This window comes from Streptomyces sp. NPDC051569, from assembly GCF_044454085.1.
In the GTDB taxonomy this organism is placed as follows: domain Bacteria; phylum Actinomycetota; class Actinomycetes; order Streptomycetales; family Streptomycetaceae; genus Streptomyces.
Genome location: NZ_JBITDJ010000002.1, coordinates 591886 through 608939 on the forward strand (window position 1 = coordinate 591886; position 17054 = coordinate 608939).

The 17054-nt window shown below is 69.6% G+C and carries 15 protein-coding genes and 2 tRNA genes; 12 read left to right on the forward strand and 5 right to left on the reverse strand.

What is annotated here, in order from left to right; translation table 11 throughout:
• The first annotated feature begins 269 nt into the window (after window positions 1-269).
• Window positions 270-854: a biotin transporter BioY gene (locus ACIBAE_RS05575; protein ID WP_399282503.1), complete on the forward strand. Its 585-nt coding sequence runs from the start codon at window positions 270-272 to the stop codon at window positions 852-854.
• A gap of 141 nt (window positions 855-995) precedes the next feature.
• Here the strand turns inward: ACIBAE_RS05575 and ACIBAE_RS05580 are convergent, their stop codons facing one another.
• On the reverse strand, window positions 996-2456 hold the full coding sequence (locus ACIBAE_RS05580; RefSeq protein WP_399282504.1) for an amino acid permease: 1461 nt from the start codon (window positions 2454-2456) through the stop codon (window positions 996-998).
• A gap of 173 nt (window positions 2457-2629) precedes the next feature.
• Between ACIBAE_RS05580 and ACIBAE_RS05585 the strand changes: the two genes are divergently transcribed.
• Window positions 2630-3118 (forward strand): ribose-5-phosphate isomerase, encoded by a 489-nt coding sequence (locus ACIBAE_RS05585; protein WP_399282505.1) that lies wholly within the window; start codon window positions 2630-2632, stop codon window positions 3116-3118.
• 69 nt (window positions 3119-3187) lie between these two features.
• Window positions 3188-4099 (forward strand): Fpg/Nei family DNA glycosylase, encoded by a 912-nt coding sequence (locus ACIBAE_RS05590; RefSeq protein WP_399282506.1) that lies wholly within the window; start codon window positions 3188-3190, stop codon window positions 4097-4099.
• A 19-nt stretch (window positions 4100-4118) separates the two neighbouring features.
• Here ACIBAE_RS05590 and ACIBAE_RS05595 read toward each other — a convergent pair whose 3' ends face one another.
• On the reverse strand, window positions 4119-5354 hold the full coding sequence (locus ACIBAE_RS05595) for a GNAT family N-acetyltransferase (RefSeq protein WP_399282507.1): 1236 nt from the start codon (window positions 5352-5354) through the stop codon (window positions 4119-4121).
• Between the two features lie 107 nt (window positions 5355-5461).
• Here ACIBAE_RS05595 and ACIBAE_RS05600 point away from each other — a divergent pair, with 107 nt between their 5' ends.
• Together ACIBAE_RS05600 and fabV are read left to right on the forward strand one after the other, a co-directional pair.
• Window positions 5462-6607 carry a PP2C family protein-serine/threonine phosphatase gene (locus tag ACIBAE_RS05600; RefSeq protein ID WP_399282508.1) on the forward strand — a complete coding sequence of 382 codons (1146 nt, stop codon included), beginning with the start codon at window positions 5462-5464 and terminating at the stop codon, window positions 6605-6607.
• A 54-nt stretch (window positions 6608-6661) separates the two neighbouring features.
• The gene (fabV, locus tag ACIBAE_RS05605; RefSeq protein ID WP_399282509.1) at window positions 6662-7879 is read left to right on the forward strand and encodes an enoyl-[acyl-carrier-protein] reductase FabV; all 1218 of its coding nucleotides are present in this window, start codon (window positions 6662-6664) and stop codon (window positions 7877-7879) included.
• A gap of 196 nt (window positions 7880-8075) precedes the next feature.
• Here the strand turns inward: fabV and ACIBAE_RS05610 are convergent, their stop codons facing one another.
• On the reverse strand, window positions 8076-9413 hold the full coding sequence (locus ACIBAE_RS05610; RefSeq protein ID WP_399282585.1) for a cation:proton antiporter: 1338 nt from the start codon (window positions 9411-9413) through the stop codon (window positions 8076-8078).
• Between the two features lie 179 nt (window positions 9414-9592).
• Here ACIBAE_RS05610 and ACIBAE_RS05615 point away from each other — a divergent pair, with 179 nt between their 5' ends.
• Entirely contained in the window at window positions 9593-10048 is a 456-nt protein-coding gene (locus ACIBAE_RS05615) for an HD domain-containing protein (protein WP_399282510.1), read from the forward strand.
• Here the strand turns inward: ACIBAE_RS05615 and ACIBAE_RS05620 are convergent.
• Entirely contained in the window at window positions 9990-11252 is a 1263-nt protein-coding gene (locus ACIBAE_RS05620; RefSeq protein ID WP_399282511.1) for an acyltransferase family protein, read from the reverse strand. The two genes, ACIBAE_RS05615 and ACIBAE_RS05620, sit on opposite strands and share 59 nt — an antisense overlap.
• Before the next feature lie 414 nt (window positions 11253-11666).
• On the opposite strand from ACIBAE_RS05620, the gene ACIBAE_RS05625 reads away from it, so the two are divergent.
• Entirely contained in the window at window positions 11667-11861 is a 195-nt protein-coding gene (locus ACIBAE_RS05625) for a hypothetical protein (protein WP_399282512.1), read from the forward strand.
• 116 nt (window positions 11862-11977) lie between these two features.
• Here ACIBAE_RS05625 and ACIBAE_RS05630 read toward each other — a convergent pair.
• Window positions 11978-12051: transfer RNA gene (locus ACIBAE_RS05630), tRNA-Gly, on the reverse strand.
• Window positions 12052-12225: 174 nt separating this feature from the next.
• Here ACIBAE_RS05630 and ACIBAE_RS05635 point away from each other — a divergent pair.
• The 5 genes from ACIBAE_RS05635 (at window position 12226) to clpX (ending at window position 16944) form a co-directional block, all read left to right on the forward strand.
• Window positions 12226-12302 (forward strand) — tRNA-Pro (locus ACIBAE_RS05635).
• Window positions 12303-12465: 163 nt separating this feature from the next.
• Window positions 12466-13854 (forward strand): trigger factor, encoded by a 1389-nt coding sequence (gene tig / locus ACIBAE_RS05640; protein ID WP_399282513.1) that lies wholly within the window; start codon window positions 12466-12468, stop codon window positions 13852-13854.
• 315 nt (window positions 13855-14169) lie between these two features.
• Window positions 14170-14775, forward strand: a complete 606-nt coding sequence (locus ACIBAE_RS05645; protein ID WP_399282586.1) for an ATP-dependent Clp protease proteolytic subunit — start codon at window positions 14170-14172, stop codon at window positions 14773-14775.
• Between the two features lie 48 nt (window positions 14776-14823).
• Window positions 14824-15498 carry an ATP-dependent Clp protease proteolytic subunit gene (locus ACIBAE_RS05650; RefSeq protein ID WP_399282514.1) on the forward strand — a complete coding sequence of 225 codons (675 nt, stop codon included), beginning with the start codon at window positions 14824-14826 and terminating at the stop codon, window positions 15496-15498.
• 153 nt (window positions 15499-15651) lie between these two features.
• A complete protein-coding gene (gene clpX, locus ACIBAE_RS05655) occupies window positions 15652-16944 on the forward strand; it encodes an ATP-dependent Clp protease ATP-binding subunit ClpX (protein WP_399282515.1) in 1293 nt (430 codons plus the stop codon).
• The last annotated feature ends 110 nt before the right edge of the window (window positions 16945-17054 follow it).

Consider the following 17054-nt stretch of genomic DNA (forward strand, 5'->3'; position numbering starts at 1 on the left):
GGGAAGGGCCCCCGCGAGTCATGTCCTCGCGGGGGCCCTTCGTCCTTCCGCCCGCACGAGAAGGGTGAGAAGACGACCATGAGGGCTTGTTGCGCACTATATGCATATGCGTGTCGATAGCAAGACGGCGTGCGTGGTCGATGTGACACCTCCGACAACGCGCTGACCTCCGCTTTGTCGATGACTGACGGTGATCAGGGCCAGATGGGTGGGTTAACGTCGGGCTGTCCCGAACTGCCCTCACGCCTCTCACGACCGCGGAGTCCCCCATGAGTACTGCTGCCGCAGCCCCCCGTACCGGAGCGGTCCTCGCCGATCTGCTCCCCGCCACCCGCACCCGGGACATAGCCCTGGTGCTCGGCGGCGCCGTGCTCACCGGCCTCGCGGCGCAGCTCTCCGTACCGGTCCCCGGCTCCCCGGTCCCCGTCACCGGTCAGACCTTCGCCGCGCTGCTCGTCGGCAGCGCGCTCGGCGCCCGCCGCGGCTTCGCCTCGCTCGGCCTGTACACCCTGGTCGGCATGGCCGGCGTGCCGTGGTTCGCGGGCGGCACCTCCGGCGCGGGCGGCGCCTCCTTCGGCTACCTCCTGGGCATGCTGCTCGCCGCCACGCTGGTCGGCGAGCTGGCCCGGCGCGGCGGTGACCGTTCGGTGCTGCGTACGGCCGGGACGATGGTGCTCGGCTCCGCGCTCATCTACGCGGTCGGCGTCCCCTACCTCGCCGTGTCCACCGGCATGTCCCTGAGCGCGGCGGTCGCCGCCGGCCTGGTGCCCTTCCTGCTCGGCGACGCGCTCAAGGCGGCTCTGGCGATGGGCGCGCTGCCCACCACCTGGAAGCTGCTCGGCCGCCGCGGCTGACCGCACGTCAGGCCGTTGGGCTTCAGAAACAGGTCGAGGACCTCGCGCGTGCGAGGTCCTCGACCTGTTTCCGGGCCACCCCGGCCGTGCCGGTCACCGTCAGGCATCAGGCATCAGGCATCAGGCATTAGGCATCAGGCGTCAGACGCCGGCCTTGTCGTACGTCTCCGCCCCGCCCTTGACGCGCCGCTCGCGCGCGTCCCGGACCAGCGCGATCCCGACCACGATCGCCGCCACCAGCAGCGACAGCAGCACCTGCTCCCGCCCGGCGTCGTCGGTGAGCATGTAGACGAGGACGAACGAGATCATCGCGATCGTCGCCCACGTCAGATACGGGAAGAGCCACATCCGCACGACCAGCTTCTCCGGTGTCTCGCGCAGGATGATCCCGCGCATCCGCAGCTGCGTGAAGCAGATGACCAGCCAGACGAAGAGCGCCACGGCCCCCGACGAGTTCAGCAGGAACGCGAAGACCGTGTCGGGCCACTTGTAGTTGAAGAAGACGGCGACGAAGCCGAAGAGCACGGAGGCGAGGATCGCGGCCTGCGGTACCCCCCGCGCGTTGGTCCGGGCGAAGGCCTGGGGCGCGTCGCCGCGCCGGCCGAGCGAGAAGGCCATCCGGGACGCGGTGTAGAGGCCCGAGTTCAGGCAGGACAGGACGGCTGTCAGCACGATGACGTTCATGACCTGGCCGGCGTGCGGGATGCCGATCGAGTTCAGGGACGCGACGTACGACCCGTCCTTGACGATCGACGGGTCGTTCCACGGGAGCAGCGTCAGCACGATGAAGATCGAGCCGAGGTAGAAGACGCCGATCCGCCAGATCACGCTGTTCGTTGCCTTGGACACGGCCCGCTGCGGATCGGCGGACTCGCCGGCGGCGAGCGTGACGATCTCGCTGCCCATGAAGGAGAAGACGACCATCAGGACACCGGTCAGGATCGCTCCGGGTCCCTCGGGGAAGAATCCGCCGGCGTCGGTGAGATGCGCGAAGCCCGCGCCCGGGTTGTCCGAGCCCGGCAGGATCCCGAAGACGGCCAGCAGACCGATGACGACGAAGGCGCCGATCGCCACGACCTTGATGCCGGCGAACCAGAACTCGAACTCGCCGTACGACGCCACGGACACCAGGTTCGTGGCGGTCAGGACGACCATCACGATCAGCGCCCACGCCCACTGCGGTACGGCCGGCACCCAGCCCTCCAGGATCTTCGCGCCCGCGGTCGCCTCGACCGCCAGCACCACCACCCAGAAGAACCAGTACAGCCAGCCGATGGAGAACCCGGCCCAGCGCCCCAGCGCCTGGTCCGCGTACGCGGAGAAGGACCCGGAAGTGGGCCGCGCCGCGGCCATCTCGCCCAGCATCCGCATCACGAGTACGACCATCGCGCCGACGAGTGCGTACGACAGCAGGATGGCGGGGCCGGCCGCCGCGATGCCGGAACTCGACCCGACGAACAGGCCCGCGCCGATCACACCGCCGATCGCGATCATGGACAGATGACGGTTCTTGAGACCGGCCTGAAGGCCGTCCGGGGACTGCGGATTCCCAGGTTCGCTGGGGATTCCGCCTGCCTTAGTAGGGGTCGGCAGAGAGGACATGCTGGAATCCTTACGTCAACGGCGGACTCAGGTGTCGAGCCACCGCATTTAAGCGCCCGGCCCCCGAGGGCGGAAGGGCTTGTCGCGAAGACTGGTGAAAGACCGGTAGCGCCCCGTGTGGCGCCCCGACCCCGCTGACCGCTACCCCCCGGCGCGCGTGCCACACTCGGACCATGCGCGTGTATCTCGGTTCAGACCATGCCGGATTCGAACTCAAGAACCACCTCGTCGAGTGGCTCACCGCCCATGGCCACGAGCCCGTCGACTGCGGTCCCCACATCTACGACGCCCAGGACGACTATCCGCCGTTCTGCCTGCGCGCCGCGGAGCGTACGGCGGCCGACGCGGGCAGCCTCGGCATCGTGATCGGCGGCTCGGGCAACGGCGAGCAGATGGCCGCGAACAAGGTCAAGGGTGTGCGGGCCATCCTCGCCTGGAGCGAGCAGACCGCCGCTCTCGGCCGTGAGCACAACGACGCGAACGTCATCTCGGTCGGCGGCCGGATGCACACCCGCGACGAGGCCGTCTCCTTCATCGAGACGTTCCTCAAGACCCCGTACTCGGGTGCGGAGCGCCACGCCCGCCGCATCGAGATGCTCGCCGAGTACGAGGCGTCCCACGAGCTGCCCCCGGTCCCGGCCCACCACCCGCGACAGGACTGACACACCGATTCGCGCTGTGCCGCCGGGCCCGGGCCCGGCGGCACAGGATCAACGACGTACGGAGACACCGTGCCCGAGGGGCATACGATCCACCGCCTCGCCGCCGACCATCTCGACCGATTCGGTGGCCGGCCGGTACGGGTCAGCAGCCCCCAGGGGAAGTTCTCCGACAGCGCGGCGCTGCTCGACGGCCGGGTCCTCGACGGCGTCGACGCCCACGGCAAGCACCTCTTCCTCGGCTTCGGGGACACCGGCTTCGGGGACACCGGCTCCGCGGACACCGGCTCCGCGGACACCGGCTCCGCGGACACCGGCTCCGGAAACGCCGGCCCCCGGGACACCGGAGGGACCAACGCCGACTGGATCCACATCCACCTCGGCCTCTTCGGCAAGGTCGGCTTCGGTGACACGCCTGCCCCGCCGCCCACCGACACGGTCCGGCTGCGCCTCCTGGGCGACACCGCCTACATGGACCTGCGCGGCCCCACCACCTGCGCCCTGATCACCGATCCGGAGAAGCGGGCGGTACACGACCGCCTCGGCCCCGATCCGCTGCGCCCCGGCGACGGCGAGAAGGCGTGGGCCCGGATCTCCCGCTCCCGTACGACCGTCGCCGCCCTGCTCATGGACCAGAAGGTCATCGCGGGCGTCGGCAACGTCTACCGCGCCGAGGTCCTCTTCCGCGGCGGCATCGACCCGTACCGCGCGGGCAAGGACCTCACCCGCCGCGAGTGGGACGGGATCTGGGCGGACCTGGTCGCGCTGATGCGCGAGGGCGTACGGAACAACCGCATCGACACCGTCCGCCCCGAGCACACCCCCGAGGCGATGGGCCGTCCGCCGCGCGTCGACGACCACGGCGGCGAGGTGTACGTCTACCGCAGGGCGCGGATGGCCTGCCACCTCTGCGGGACGGACATCCGCACCGCGCCGCTCGCCGCCCGCAACCTCTTCTGGTGCCCCGGCTGCCAGCGGCGGTAGCGCGCGCGGCCCCCGGGTGTCAGAAGCCGTGCGGCAGCCACGGCGCGACATCCGTCGCGAAGGCCCCGGACACCTCCGCCAGCGCCCCCGGCCGCATCTCCCGGACCCGCCCGGCCCGCGCCAGCGCCGTCAGTGACGTCCCGCCCAGATAAGCGGCGCCCAACTCCCTTACGGACAGGGTCAGATCGGGCTGATCGCTGGTGCGCACACACGAGGCGCCCTTGCTGTCGCCGGTGAGCCGCCAACGCCCCTCGTTCCAGGGGCAGAAGGCGTCCTCGACCTCGAACACCACATCCAGCGGCGTGCGGTACGTACGGGCCTCCAGCGCCGACCCCACCTCCACCAGTCGCAGATGCAGCGAGTCCCGGGGCCGCAGACCGCAGCGCCGGACATCGGAGACCAGGTACTGGAACGGGTCGTCGACCGGCCGGTTGCGCGCCCGGAGCGTCGACGTCAGATCGATGTCGAAGAGGAAGCGCCACAGCGACGCGTACGCCACCGGGTCCAGCGCGTACAGATCCTGCAGCTCGATCGCGCCCCTGGCCCCCGAGGAATCCCACTCCGGCTTGTTGCGGAACAGCGTGAAGCCGACGATCTCGCCGTCCCACTCCGCCAGCACGCACTGGAGCGGCGACATGCCGTCCCGCTCCGTCCCGCCGTTGACGACGGGCATCCGCTCCCAGCCGGGCCGCCGGGCCAGCATCCCCGGCCGCGCCGCGACCTCGGCGGCGTAGACCGCCTCGCACGCCTCCCGTACGGCGGGGTCGGCCGGCCGCACCTGGCGCAGCCGTATCTCCTCACCGCCGACCGGAACCGCGATCCGCACCCGCGCGGTGTCGATCTCCACGGAGAGCTGCTCGGTCGCGACGCCGTAGCCGTACCGCCCGTAGATCTCCGGCTCGGACGCCGTCAGGACGGCGAGCGGCTCCCCCCAGCTCCGTACGTCGTCCAACTGGCGCCGCATCATCGACGTCAGCACCCCGCGCCGCCGGTGTGTCGCGGCCACGGACACCATCGTCACCCCGGCCGCCGGCACCAGCGCGCCACCCGGCACCGAGAGCCGGAAGCTGAAAGCCCCCGCCGTGCCCACACACACGTCCCCGTCCCAGACACCGAGCGAGCGGTCGAACTCGGTCAGCTCCCGCCGCAGGTCGACGGAGCCCAGCGTGCCCCTGACCCCGCCGAAAGCCAGCTCCATCGCCTCCGACCAAGGCTCCCATTCGGACGGACTCAGGAGGCGCGGATCAGTAGTCATAGGCCATGCGTACCAGGGGCCCGTCACCCAGGCCAACCGATTTCGAACACAATGTCGTGGGGGTCCCCCTGCACGACCGGCGCGGGGATCGATAAAGTCCAGGGACAATGGCCGGTGTCGCGGGAGCGGAGTCGTATTCGGCCCGGATGCGCAGGACGCTGCACCGGGTCCGCAACGGCGTGCGCAAATCTGGGGTGGACTACTTCCGGGGCGACGGCTCCGACTGGATCGCGCTCGTCGGTCTGCTGCTCACCATCCCGGCCATCGCCTTCACCACCCTGGCGATTCCCGTCTGGTGCGCGCCCTCCGCGCTGGTCCTCCCGATCGTGGCCGGCGGACTGCTGCTGCGGCCCGCGAGCCTGCTCAGCCTGTACGCCGCCGCGGCCGCCGCGCTCATCGTGGAGTCCGTCGTCCTCGGCCCGTACACCGAGGGCCCTGGCCGGGTCACCCCGGGCACGGTCCTGGTGGTGGCGGCCTGCGGCCTCTTCGGCCTGCTGATCGCCCAGTTCAGAGCCCGCGTCGGGGTGCCCTGGCGGCGCGGCGGCACGATGCTCTTCGACCTGCGCGAACGCATCCGTGTGCAGAGCGCCCTGCCCCGCCTTCCCGGCGGCTGGCACCACGAGATGGCGCTGCGCCCGGCCGGCGGCCAGTCCTTCTCCGGCGACTTCGTGGTCGCGGCCCGGACGAACGGCGGCCGAACCCTCGAAGTCGTCCTCACCGACGTCTCCGGCAAGGGCATGGACGCGGGCTCCCGCGCCCTGCTGCTGTCCGGCGCCTTCGGCGGCCTCCTCGGCTCGCTCCCGCCGCACGGCTTCCTCCCGGCGGCCAACGGCTACCTGCTCCGGCAGGACTGGGAAGAAGGCTTCGCCACCTCCATCCACCTCGTCCTCGACCTCGACTCGGGCGACTACGAACTCCTCTCGGCGGGCCACCTCCCCGCCCTCCAGCTCCACGCGGGCAGCGGGCGCTGGGACGAGATGTCCGGCGAAGGCCCGCTGCTCGGCGTCTACGACCGCGCCGAGTTCCACGCGGTCAAGGGCTCCCTGCGCCCCGGGGACGTGCTGATGCTGTTCACGGACGGCCTTGTCGAGGCACCGGGCCGCGACATCGCGGAAGGCATCGACCGCCTCACGGGCGAAGCGGACCGCTACGTCGGCCAGGGCTTCGAGGGCGCGGCCTGGCACCTGATCGAAGCGGTGGCGAAGGACGTCAACGACGACCGGGCGCTGCTGCTGATCTGCCGCGAGGCGTGAGGCGCGGACTGTCGGTCCGGCCTTCCACGGCGCGGCGGTCGCACAATGGCGACCATGAGCGAACGCGTCATCGCCCCGCGCAACCGCGGCTTCCTCTTCCTCGACTCCCACCCGGCGGGCTGCGAGCGCCTGGTGGAAGACATGTGGGCGGGCGTCCCGGCCGCCGCAGGCACACCGGACAGAGCGCCCGTGGCGCTCATCGTCGGTTCGTCCGCCGGGTACGGGCTGGCCGCCACGATCGCGGGCCTGGCGCGCGCCGGCATCCGGGGCATCGGGGTCTGCTTCGAGAAGGCCCCCACCGAGCGCCGGACGGCGACGGCCGGCTGGTACCGGACGGCCGCCACTGCCGCGCTTGCCCGCCGGCACGGCCGGGAGATGGTCTTCCTCAACGGGGACGCCTTCTCCGACAGCATGAAGAACCAGGTCGCGGACCTGATCGAGCGGCGCTTCGGCGGGCGGCTGGACCACCTGATCTATTCGGTGGCCGCGCCCCGCCGTACGGACCCCGACACGGGACGCGTGTACACCTCGGTCCTCAAGCCCATCGGTGAGCCGCACCGCACCAAGACGCTCGTCTTCGACGACCACGGCGCGGCCGAGGTCAAGGAGGTCGAGACGCGCCCCGCCGAGGGTGATGACACGTATCAGACCCTCACGGTGATGGGCGGCGCCGACTGGGAGCGGTGGATCGAACACCTCGCCGGCCGGGACCTGCTCGCCGACGGCTTCACCACCGTCGCGCTCTCCTACATCGGCTCCGCCCTGACCGCCGCGATCTACCGGCAGGGCACCATCGGCACCGCCAAGGCCCACCTCGAACAGACCGCCCGCAGCCTGGACGAACGCCTGGGCCCGTTCGTCGGCGGCCGGGCGGTGACCTCCGTCAACGGCGCGGCGGTCACCCAGTCCTCCACCGCGATCCCCGGGATCGCCCTGTACGTGGGGCTGCTGCGGGGCGTCCTCGGCGACGCGCTGGTGCCGCCGATCGCCCAGCTCACCGAGTTGTGGGACCAGTTGACCGGAGCCCGTCCGTTCGGTCTGGACGGGGAGGGCCGGGTACGCCTCGACTCCTGGGAGCTCGACCCCGCCGTCCAGGAGGTGGTCACCGAACGCTGGAACGCTGCCACGACGGACACCATCGCGGGCCTCGCCGACCTGGACTGGTTCCGCGCGGAGGTCGAGCGGCTGTACGGCTTCGCGGTGCCGGGCGTCGACTACGCGGCCCCGGTGGAGACGGCGGTCCCCTGGCCGGACGCGGGCCACACCGGATGACGGGCCGGGGCGGCGGGGACCGCGCGGACCGCTCGGCGCTCGTCAGCGCGCGGACGTACCTCCGAGAACCCGCGTCAAGAGGCAGCGGCTGCCCGTCACCGGTCAGGCCCACCGGTGGCTCTGACCGGGAACGGCCCGTCCCCCGGCCTGGTGGCGGGGGACGGGCCGTGGTCCGGTGCGGGCGAAGCCGCCGGGGTCAGCCGACCGGTACCTTCTCCCGTGACGCCTCCGCGCCGGGAGCGCCGGTGAAGCCGTCCGCGAGATCGTTCGCGAGCTTGTCCTCCGGGTGGGTCGGGAATCCGTCCGTGAGGCCGTCGCCGCCACCGTCGCCCTGGTCGTCCGCACCCCGGTGACCGCCGCTTTCCCCGCTCCCGCCGGTGTCATCGCCGTCCCGCCGGGCGCCGCCGGGAAGGATGCGGGCCAGCCAGTGCGAGCGGCCGGCGGCCAGCGGACCGAGGACGGCCAGGAGCAGGACGTAACCGGCGATGAAAGGCGCGAGCCGTTTGTCGAGACCGGCGCCCGCCGCCATCGTGGCCAGGATCAGGGCGAACTCACCGCGTGCCAGCAGCGTCGTGGAGATGTTCGCCGCGGGTCCGTTGCCGAAGCCGAAGATACGCGCGGCCACCACGCCCGCGATGACGTTCATGAGCAGCGTCAGCGCGACCGCCGCGAGCACCGGCCACAGCACGACCGGCAGATCACCCGGGTTGATCGAGAGGCCGAAGGCGAAGAAGAAGATCGCGCCGAACGCGTCCCGCAGGGGGTGGACGAGCTTGCGGATCCGGCTGCCCGACGTCGTGTTGCCGAGCATCAGACCGACCATGAACGCCCCGATGGCGTCCGCCACGCCGAACCACTCGGAGACGCCGGCCACGAAGACGGCCACACCGAGGAAGGAGATGACGAGCAGTTCGTTGTCCCTGGCGGCGATGAACCGGCCGATGACCTTCGTGCCGTAGCGGGCGGCCAGCGCGAGCAGCAGCAGGAAGCCGAAGGCCTTTCCGCCGTCCAGGACGGCCGCCCCGACGCTGTCCGCGCCCGACAGGATGGGCTGCAGAGCGGCGAGGTAGAGGGCCAGGAAGATGTCCTCGACGACGATGATGCCGAGGATCGGCTTGGTCTCCGGGTTGCCGATACGGCGCAGGTCGAGCAGCACCTTGGTGACGATCGCCGACGAGGAGATGCCGAGCACCCCGGCGAGCACCAGCGCCTCGGAGGTGCCCCAGCCGAGCGCGAAACCGAAGCCCAGGGCGGCACCCACATTGAGCGCCAGATACGCGCCCCCGGCGAGGGCCATCTTCCGGCCACCCGCCTTGAGGTCGTCCAGCCGGAATTCGAGCCCCAGGTAGAAGAGGAGCAGGACGAGGCCGAGGGCGGAGAGCATCGCCAGTTCGTGCGGGTCGGAGACCAGCACGACGCCAGGGGTGTGGGGGCCGAGCAGGATGCCGGCCAGGATGAACAGAGGAATGGTCGGGAGCCCGATCCGGCTGCCCAGTCTGGCGAGTACTGCGGCGGCGAGGAACGCGCCACCCATGGCGATGAGTGTCTCGGCGTGGCCCATGGCTTGTCTCCGGTGGGTCAAGGAACCGTCAAGGAAGCGTCAGTAATTAGTTTACCAAATGGTTGAACGTTTCAACTTCCGACCTCGTGAAAGTATTCCCGGCCGCCGAAGTCCGCGTCGGGGACGGCGGGTTGGCCCGTACAGTCGGCCGCATGTCCCCACTGACCCTGGCCGAGATCGAGGCCATCGCCCGCCGCGCCCACGCCGCTCAGACCGACAAGGCCGGCCGTCCGTACGCCGAGCACCTGCGGGCGGTCGCCGAGGGGGTACGGGTCCGGGGCGGCTCCGGCGAACAGATTGCCGCGGCCTGGCTGCACGACGCGGTCGAGGACGACGCGCTCTCCCGGGAATGGCTGGACACGGCCGCGCTGCCGGAGGCCGTCAAAGACATGGTCCTCGCCCTCACCAAGGTGAAGGGCGAGGACCTGCCCGCTTACACCCGGCGGATCCTGGCCACGCCGGGCGCGCTCCTGATCAAGGAGTCGGACATCGCGCACAACGCGGATCCCGGTCGGCTCGCCGCGCTCGACGAGCCGACCAGGATCCGGCTCAGCGAGAAATACGCGACGGTCCGCCGGCTGCTGAACCTGCCGGAAGAGGGTCGGTAACGGCGGCGACCGCCGGGCCCGCCGTCTCCCGCCCCGCCGCCTCCCGCCGGAACGCCCACGCCATCTCCGGCTCCGTCGCCCAGCGGAACGCCCGCCGTACCGGAGGAGTGCAGAGCAAGGTCACGGCGACGGCGGTCAGCAGCGTCAGCGCGATCTCACCGGCGGGCTCCGACAGCCAGGAGCCGGTGCCGAGGAACCCCGCGTACTCCGCGCCCTTGACCAGGAAGCCGTGCAGCAGATAGCCGCAGATCGTTCCGGCGCCCAGCACCGTGAACCACGTCCGGCGCCTCGGCACCCACGCCAGGAATCCGGCCGTGAGCAGCACCGAGCAGCCGAAGAGCGCGAACGTCATCACCGGGCCAACCCACCACGGGGAGTCCAACTGCTGCGCGGCGGCGCTGTGATAGAGCCAGGCGGACCGCATGTGGGTCGCCGCCCAGTACGAGAACGCCAGTGCGCCCGCGAACAGCGGCGCCGCCAGCAGCCGGACCTCGCGCCGCCGCACCAGCTGGAAGTGCTCGGGCCTGAGGCACAGCCCCAGGACGAAGTACGGCAGGAACTGCAGCACCCGCTGGAGGTTGAGGTCCTCACCGATGCCCGGTGCCAGGGACGCGAGCGAGGCGATGACGAGCGCGACCGCCGGCGGATGGCGCAGGGTGCGCCAGACCGGGGCGGTCAGCCGCCAGATGAACAGCGCGGCCAGGAACCAGGTGAGATACATGGGGTCGAGCAGGCTGACCGGCTGATCGGGGGCGCCGCCCGCGTACCGCCTGAAGAGCGAGTAGGCCGTCTCGAAGACCGCGTACGGCACGGCGACGCCGGTCAGCAGTCGCCTGATCTGGTGCGGGCGGGCGGCGAAGCTCCGGGAGAAGTAGCCGGACATGATGATGAAGGCCGGCATGTGGAAGCTGTAGACGAGCAGATAGAGCGCCTTGGTGGCGCGGCTGCCGTCCGCGACCGGCTCCCACGCGTGGGCGACGGCCACGAGCACGATGGCCAGATACTTGGCGTTGTCGAAGAAGGCGTCCCGCCGGGTGGCCGGTGCCGGCGGACGCGCGGGCTGATCCACCGGCGACACGGCGGGTCCCGAACCGGCCTGTCTCGGCGTGTCGGCCATCCCCGTGGGTGGGGTTCCTGTGGTGGGCTCCCGCTCCCTGACGCGGGGGAGCGGTGCCCTCTCATGTCGATATGGCGCCTGGAACATCCGATGCACCTTAGCGGCGTTCAATTCGCCGCGTAAAACGTTCCGGCCGTGACTCTCATGCACATCTGAAACAGCCGACAACCAGGCGATATGCCCCAATTAATCGTCATCAAGCAGGGCATTTGGGCGAGTGGAATTCACCAACCTGGCGCATGGTCCCCGGCTCTCCGCCCATCCGGGCAATGGGCTGTGAACGAACCGTGCGCGCGGTGAAGTTGCTGAGCTGAATTCACCGCCGCATTCACTCCGCCCACGGCACGGCGGGGTCGCGCGGGCCCCGTACGGTCCCCGGCGCGCGGGGCGTGCGAATGGCGGGAAGCCGCCGTCGATGATTCGTCACCAGCCAACATCCGCAGGGGCGTTGATGGCACGATGGACGTGGGCAAGGCGAACCGACCGAGGATGTGATCAGTTGTGGCTCTTTCACTGTCTGTGGTGCTGCTGTTGGCGATCATCCTCGTGGTGCTGATCCGCGGTGGCTCGATCAAAGCCGGCCCCGCGGTCGTCGCGATCCTTTTCGGGTTCTTCCTGGCGTCCACCAACATCGCTCCGTCGGTGAACCGGTTCCTCAACTCGATAGCCGAGAGCATCAGCCAGATCAACTTCTAGGCGACGCGTCCCAGGCGACGCGACGGCGCCGGTCCGGACGACGGCTCGGACGACGGGCCTGAACGACTCCGGCCCGGCCAGAACGCTGTACGCGTCTGGCCGGGCCGGAGACTGTCTGGAGCGGGCGACGGGAATCGAACCCGCGTAGCTAGTTTGGAAGACTAGTGCTCTACCATTGAGCTACGCCCGCACATGCCGCACCGCAGGTCGTAGGACCGCGGCACGAACATCATCGTAGCGGGTCCGGGCCGTCCGCCGCACACCCGTACAGGCCGAGAGCGGTCCGCCCGCTCACCACACGCCGCGCCCCGCCGAACAAGGGCGCCGTACCGCCTTTGGGCATGTACCCTTCGTGTCGCACCGACGGGGTGTGGCGCAGCTTGGTAGCGCGTCCGCTTTGGGAGCGGAAGGTCGTCGGTTCGAATCCGGCCACCCCGACCACTAGTGAAGATCACATTGTGGGGCTCTTCCCGCTTGCGGTTACTATGCAAGCTGCGTGCCTGTGTGTCTGCAGAGTCTCTGAAGAACCGGGCCGATCGGCTGGGTCGCCGCACCGCGGTGGACACAGCAGAACCCCAGAATCAGCCACCAAGGAGACCGAACCGTGAAGAGCGCCGTGGAGACCCTGAACCCGACTCGGGTTCGGCTCACTGTCGAGGTGCCCTTCGAGGAGCTCAAGGACAGCCTCGACGCGGCGTACAAGAAGATCAACCAGCAGGTCACGGTGAAGGGCTTCCGTCAGGGCAAGATCCCGGCCCGAGTCATCGACCAGCGGTTCGGGCGTGGTGCTGTGCTGGAGGAGGCCGTCAACGACGCTCTCCCGAAGTTCTACACCGAGGCTGTCAACGAGGGTGAGCTCAACGTCCTCGGTCAGCCCGACGTGGACATCACCGAGCTGAAGGACGGCGAGCTGCTGGCCTTCACCGCCGAGGTTGACATCCGCCCCGTCATCGAGATCCCGGACTACTCCGGTATCGAGGTCACTGTCGACTCCATCGAAGTCAGCGACGAGGACATCGAGAAGTCGGTCGAGCAGCTGCGCGACCGCTTCGCCACCACCAAGCCGGTGGAGCGCGCCGCCGCCGAGGGTGACGTCGTCACCATCGACCTGGAAGCCAAGGTCGACGGCGAGGTCCTGCCCGACGGCATCGCGAACGCCGTGCAGTACACCATCGGCTCGGGCGAGCTGCTCGACGGCATCGACGAGGCCGTCACCGGCCTGGAGGCCGACGGCGAGGCCACCTTCACCTCCGAGCTGAAGGGCGGCAGCGCCGAGGGCAAGCCCGCCGAGGTCACCGTCAAGGTCACCCAGGTCGCCGCCCGTGAGCTTCCCGAGCTGGACGACGAGTTCGCGCAGATGGCGAGCGAGTTCGACACCCTCGACGAGCTGAAGGCCGACAGCCGCAAGCGCCTCGAGAACATGAAGCAGTACGACCAGGCCACCCAGGCCCAGGAGCGCGTCCTCGACGAGCTGCTGAAGCTGGCCGAGGTCCCGATCCCCGAGAAGCTTCTCGCGGACGAGATCAACACCCGCAAGCACAACCTTGAGCACCACCAGCTCGGTCAGATGGGCCTCGACCTGGAGAAGTTCCTGGAGATCCAGGGCAAGACCCAGGAAGAGTGGGAGGCCGAGACCGAGGAGCAGGCGGTCAAGGGCATCAAGACCCAGTTCATCCTCGACGAGCTGGTGAACAAGGAGAAGCTGAACGTCAGCCAGGAGGAGCTCACCGAGCACCTCATGCGCCGCGCGCAGTCCTCCGGCATGTCCCCCGACCAGTTCGCCCAGGCGGTCGTCGAGGGTAACCAGGTGCCGATGCTCGTCGGCGAGGTCGCCCGCGGCAAGGCGCTCGCCGTGGTCGTCGAGGCCGCCAAGGTCACCGACACCAACGGTGAGCTCGTCGAGCTGGAGGACGAGGACGAAGAGGCTGCCGACGGCACCGCCGAGACCGTCGACGCCGCCGGCGACGACGAGGCCGACAAGACCGAGGCCTGATCCGTCTCGCTCCGAACGAGTCTTGTGCGGAGCTGTGAACCAGCTCTGAACCAGCTCTGAACGCCAGGACGGGCCCCGGGACGCGCTACGCGCCCCGGGGCCCGTGTCGTAGGCCCGGGGGCCTTCTCGCGGCCGAACGGGGCCCCAACTACCTTGCGCTCCCAGCGAACAGCCGAGGAAGCGGGATGGCCCTTGCCGACCAGCGCGTTAGGGTCCATGAAGACGAGGGCAGGCAAGTTTCCCGACCCCCGGTACGAAGACGCTGAGACGGCCGGAAGCCGTCAGAGACGAGCAGGTGGATACGTGACGAATCTGATGCCTTACGCCGCCGGTGAGCCGTCCCTCGGTGGTGGCCTCGGCGACCAGGTCTACAGCCGACTGCTCGGAGAGCGGATCATCTTCCTCGGCCAGCAGGTCGACGATGACATCGCGAACAAGATCACGGCGCAGCTCCTCCTCCTCGCGGCCGACCCCGAGAAGGACATCTACCTCTACATCAACAGCCCCGGTGGCTCCGTGACGGCCGGTATGGCCGTGTACGACACCATGCAGTACATCCCCAACGACGTGGTGACGATCGGTATGGGTCTCGCCGCCTCGATGGGCCAGTTCCTGCTGACCGGTGGCACCGCCGGCAAGCGCTTCGCGCTGCCGCACACCGACATCCTCATGCACCAGGGCTCGGCGGGCCTCGGCGGCACGGCCTCCGACATCAAGATCCAGGCCGAGCAGCTCCTGCGCACGAAGAAGCGCATGGCCGAGATCACCGCCCACCACTCCGGCCAGACCGTCGAGACGATCATCCGCGACGGCGACCGTGACCGCTGGTACACGGCGGAAGAGGCCAAGGAGTACGGGCTCATCGACGAGATCATCACCGCTGCTTCGGGTGTTCCGGGCGGCGGCGGCACCGGGGCCTGAGCGACACCCGCCCCGATACAGCCGGCCCCAGCCCACCGAAGTCACAGGATGGTGAACACCCACATGAACAACTACTCCGCGAGCGGCCTCTACACCGGCCCGCAGGTGGACAACCGTTACATCGTGCCGCGCTTCGTGGAGCGCACGTCGCAGGGTGTGCGCGAGTACGACCCGTACGCGAAGCTCTTCGAGGAGCGCGTGATCTTCCTCGGCGTGCAGATCGACGACGCGTCCGCCAACGACGTCATGGCCCAGCTGCTCTGCCTGGAGTCGATGGACCCGGACCGCGACATCTCGATCTACATCAACAGCCCCGGCGGCTCGATGACGGCGCTCACCGCCATCTACGACACGATGCAGTTCGTGAAGCCGGACATCCAGACCGTGTGCATGGGACAGGCCGCCTCCGCCGCCGCCGTGCTGCTCGCCGCCGGTACCCCCGGCAAGCGACTGGCCCTGCCGAACGCGCGCGTCCTCATCCACCAGCCGTCCAGCCAGACCGGCCGCGAGCAGCTCTCCGACCTGGAGATCGCGGCCAACGAGATCCTCCGGATGCGCGCGCAGCTGGAGAACATGCTGGCCAAGCACTCGACGACGCCGATCGAGAAGGTCCGCGACGACATCGAGCGCGACAAGATCCTGACCGCCGAGGACGCGCTCGCGTACGGCCTGGTCGACCAGATCGTGTCGACCCGCAAGACGACGGCAGCTGCGGCCGCCTGAAACACCCGGCGCCTTGGCGCGGTCCCACGCGGTCGCCCGACCACGTGAACCGCGCCAAGGGGGGCCCGAACGGGGGCCCGGGCAAGGTACCGTCGGATATGAGGCACAGGAGCTGCTGAACCAGGCTGCTCCCAGGCGAAGGGGAAGCACCTCGTGGCACGCATCGGTGATGGCGGCGACCTGCTCAAGTGCTCGTTCTGTGGGAAGAGCCAGAAGCAGGTGAAGAAGCTCATCGCAGGTCCCGGTGTGTACATCTGCGACGAGTGCATCGACCTCTGCAACGAGATCATCGAGGAAGAGCTCGCGGAGACCTCCGAGGTGCGGTGGGAAGAACTTCCCAAGCCGCGCGAGATCTACGAGTTCCTCGAGGGGTACGTCGTCGGGCAGGAGCCCGCGAAGAAGGCCCTCTCGGTAGCGGTCTACAACCACTACAAGCGCGTCCAGGCCGGCGAGAACGGCGGCGGGGCGGGCCGTGACGACGCGATCGAACTCGCGAAGTCCAACATTCTGCTGCTGGGCCCGACGGGCTCCGGCAAGACGCTCCTCGCGCAGACGCTGGCGCGCATGCTGAACGTCCCGTTCGCCATCGCGGACGCGACGGCGCTGACGGAGGCCGGCTATGTCGGCGAGGACGTCGAGAACATCCTGCTGAAGCTGATCCAGGCGGCCGACTACGACGTCAAGAAGGCCGAGACCGGGATCATCTACATCGACGAGATCGACAAGGTCGCCCGCAAGAGCGAGAACCCGTCGATCACGCGTGATGTCTCCGGCGAGGGCGTCCAGCAGGCCCTGTTGAAGATCCTGGAAGGCACCACCGCTTCGGTCCCGCCGCAGGGCGGCCGCAAGCACCCGCACCAGGAGTTCATCCAGATCGACACGACGAACGTGCTGTTCATCGTCGGCGGTGCCTTCTCCGGGCTGGAGCGGATCATCGAGTCGCGGGCGGGTGCCAAGGGCATCGGCTTCGGCGCGACGATCCGTTCGAAGCGCGAGATCGAGGCGAGCGACCAGTTCCAGGAGGTCATGCCGGAGGACCTGGTGAAGTTCGGGATGATCCCGGAGTTCATCGGCCGGCTGCCCGTCCTGACCTCGGTGCACAACCTAGACCGCGAGGCCCTGCTGCAGATCCTCGTCGAGCCGCGCAACGCGCTGGTGAAGCAGTACCAGCGCCTCTTCGAACTCGACGGCGTGGAGCTGGAGTTCGACCGTCCGGCGCTGGAGGCCATCGCCGATCAGGCGATCCTGCGGGGCACCGGCGCGCGTGGTCTGCGGGCCATCATGGAAGAGGTCCTGATGTCGGTGATGTACGAGGTCCCGTCCCGCAAGGACGTGGCGCGCGTGGTTATCACGGAGGATGTCGTCCACTCGCACGTGAACCCGACGCTGGTTCCGCGTGAGCCGAGGATCGTGAAGAACGACGGCCGCCACGAGAAGTCCGCGTAGCGGTCGCACCCGTCAGCACAGGGGGCGCCCGGCCGGTTCCGACCGGCCGGGCGCCCCCTGTGCTGTTCGCTGAGCCCTGAACCTTGAGCCCTGAACCTTGAGCCCTGAAC

Excerpts from the sequence above, each read along its gene's own strand:
- ACIBAE_RS05580 (WP_399282504.1), bottom strand. The coding sequence starts at position 2,456 with ATGTCCTCTCTGCCGACCCCTACTAAGGCAGGCGGAATCCCCAGCGAA.
- ACIBAE_RS05600 (WP_399282508.1), top strand. The coding sequence starts at position 5,462 with ATGGCCGGTGTCGCGGGAGCGGAGTCGTATTCGGCCCGGATGCGCAGG.
- fabV (WP_399282509.1), top strand. The coding sequence starts at position 6,662 with ATGAGCGAACGCGTCATCGCCCCGCGCAACCGCGGCTTCCTCTTCCTC.
- ACIBAE_RS05615 (WP_399282510.1), top strand. The coding sequence starts at position 9,593 with ATGTCCCCACTGACCCTGGCCGAGATCGAGGCCATCGCCCGCCGCGCC.
- ACIBAE_RS05585 (WP_399282505.1), top strand. The coding sequence starts at position 2,630 with ATGCGCGTGTATCTCGGTTCAGACCATGCCGGATTCGAACTCAAGAAC.
- ACIBAE_RS05620 (WP_399282511.1), bottom strand. The coding sequence starts at position 11,252 with ATGTTCCAGGCGCCATATCGACATGAGAGGGCACCGCTCCCCCGCGTC.
- ACIBAE_RS05610 (WP_399282585.1), bottom strand. The coding sequence starts at position 9,413 with ATGGGTGGCGCGTTCCTCGCCGCCGCAGTACTCGCCAGACTGGGCAGC.
- ACIBAE_RS05650 (WP_399282514.1), top strand. The coding sequence starts at position 14,824 with ATGGTGAACACCCACATGAACAACTACTCCGCGAGCGGCCTCTACACC.
- ACIBAE_RS05595 (WP_399282507.1), bottom strand. The coding sequence starts at position 5,354 with ATGACTACTGATCCGCGCCTCCTGAGTCCGTCCGAATGGGAGCCTTGG.
- ACIBAE_RS05575 (WP_399282503.1), top strand. The coding sequence starts at position 270 with ATGAGTACTGCTGCCGCAGCCCCCCGTACCGGAGCGGTCCTCGCCGAT.
- ACIBAE_RS05645 (WP_399282586.1), top strand. The coding sequence starts at position 14,170 with ATGCCTTACGCCGCCGGTGAGCCGTCCCTCGGTGGTGGCCTCGGCGAC.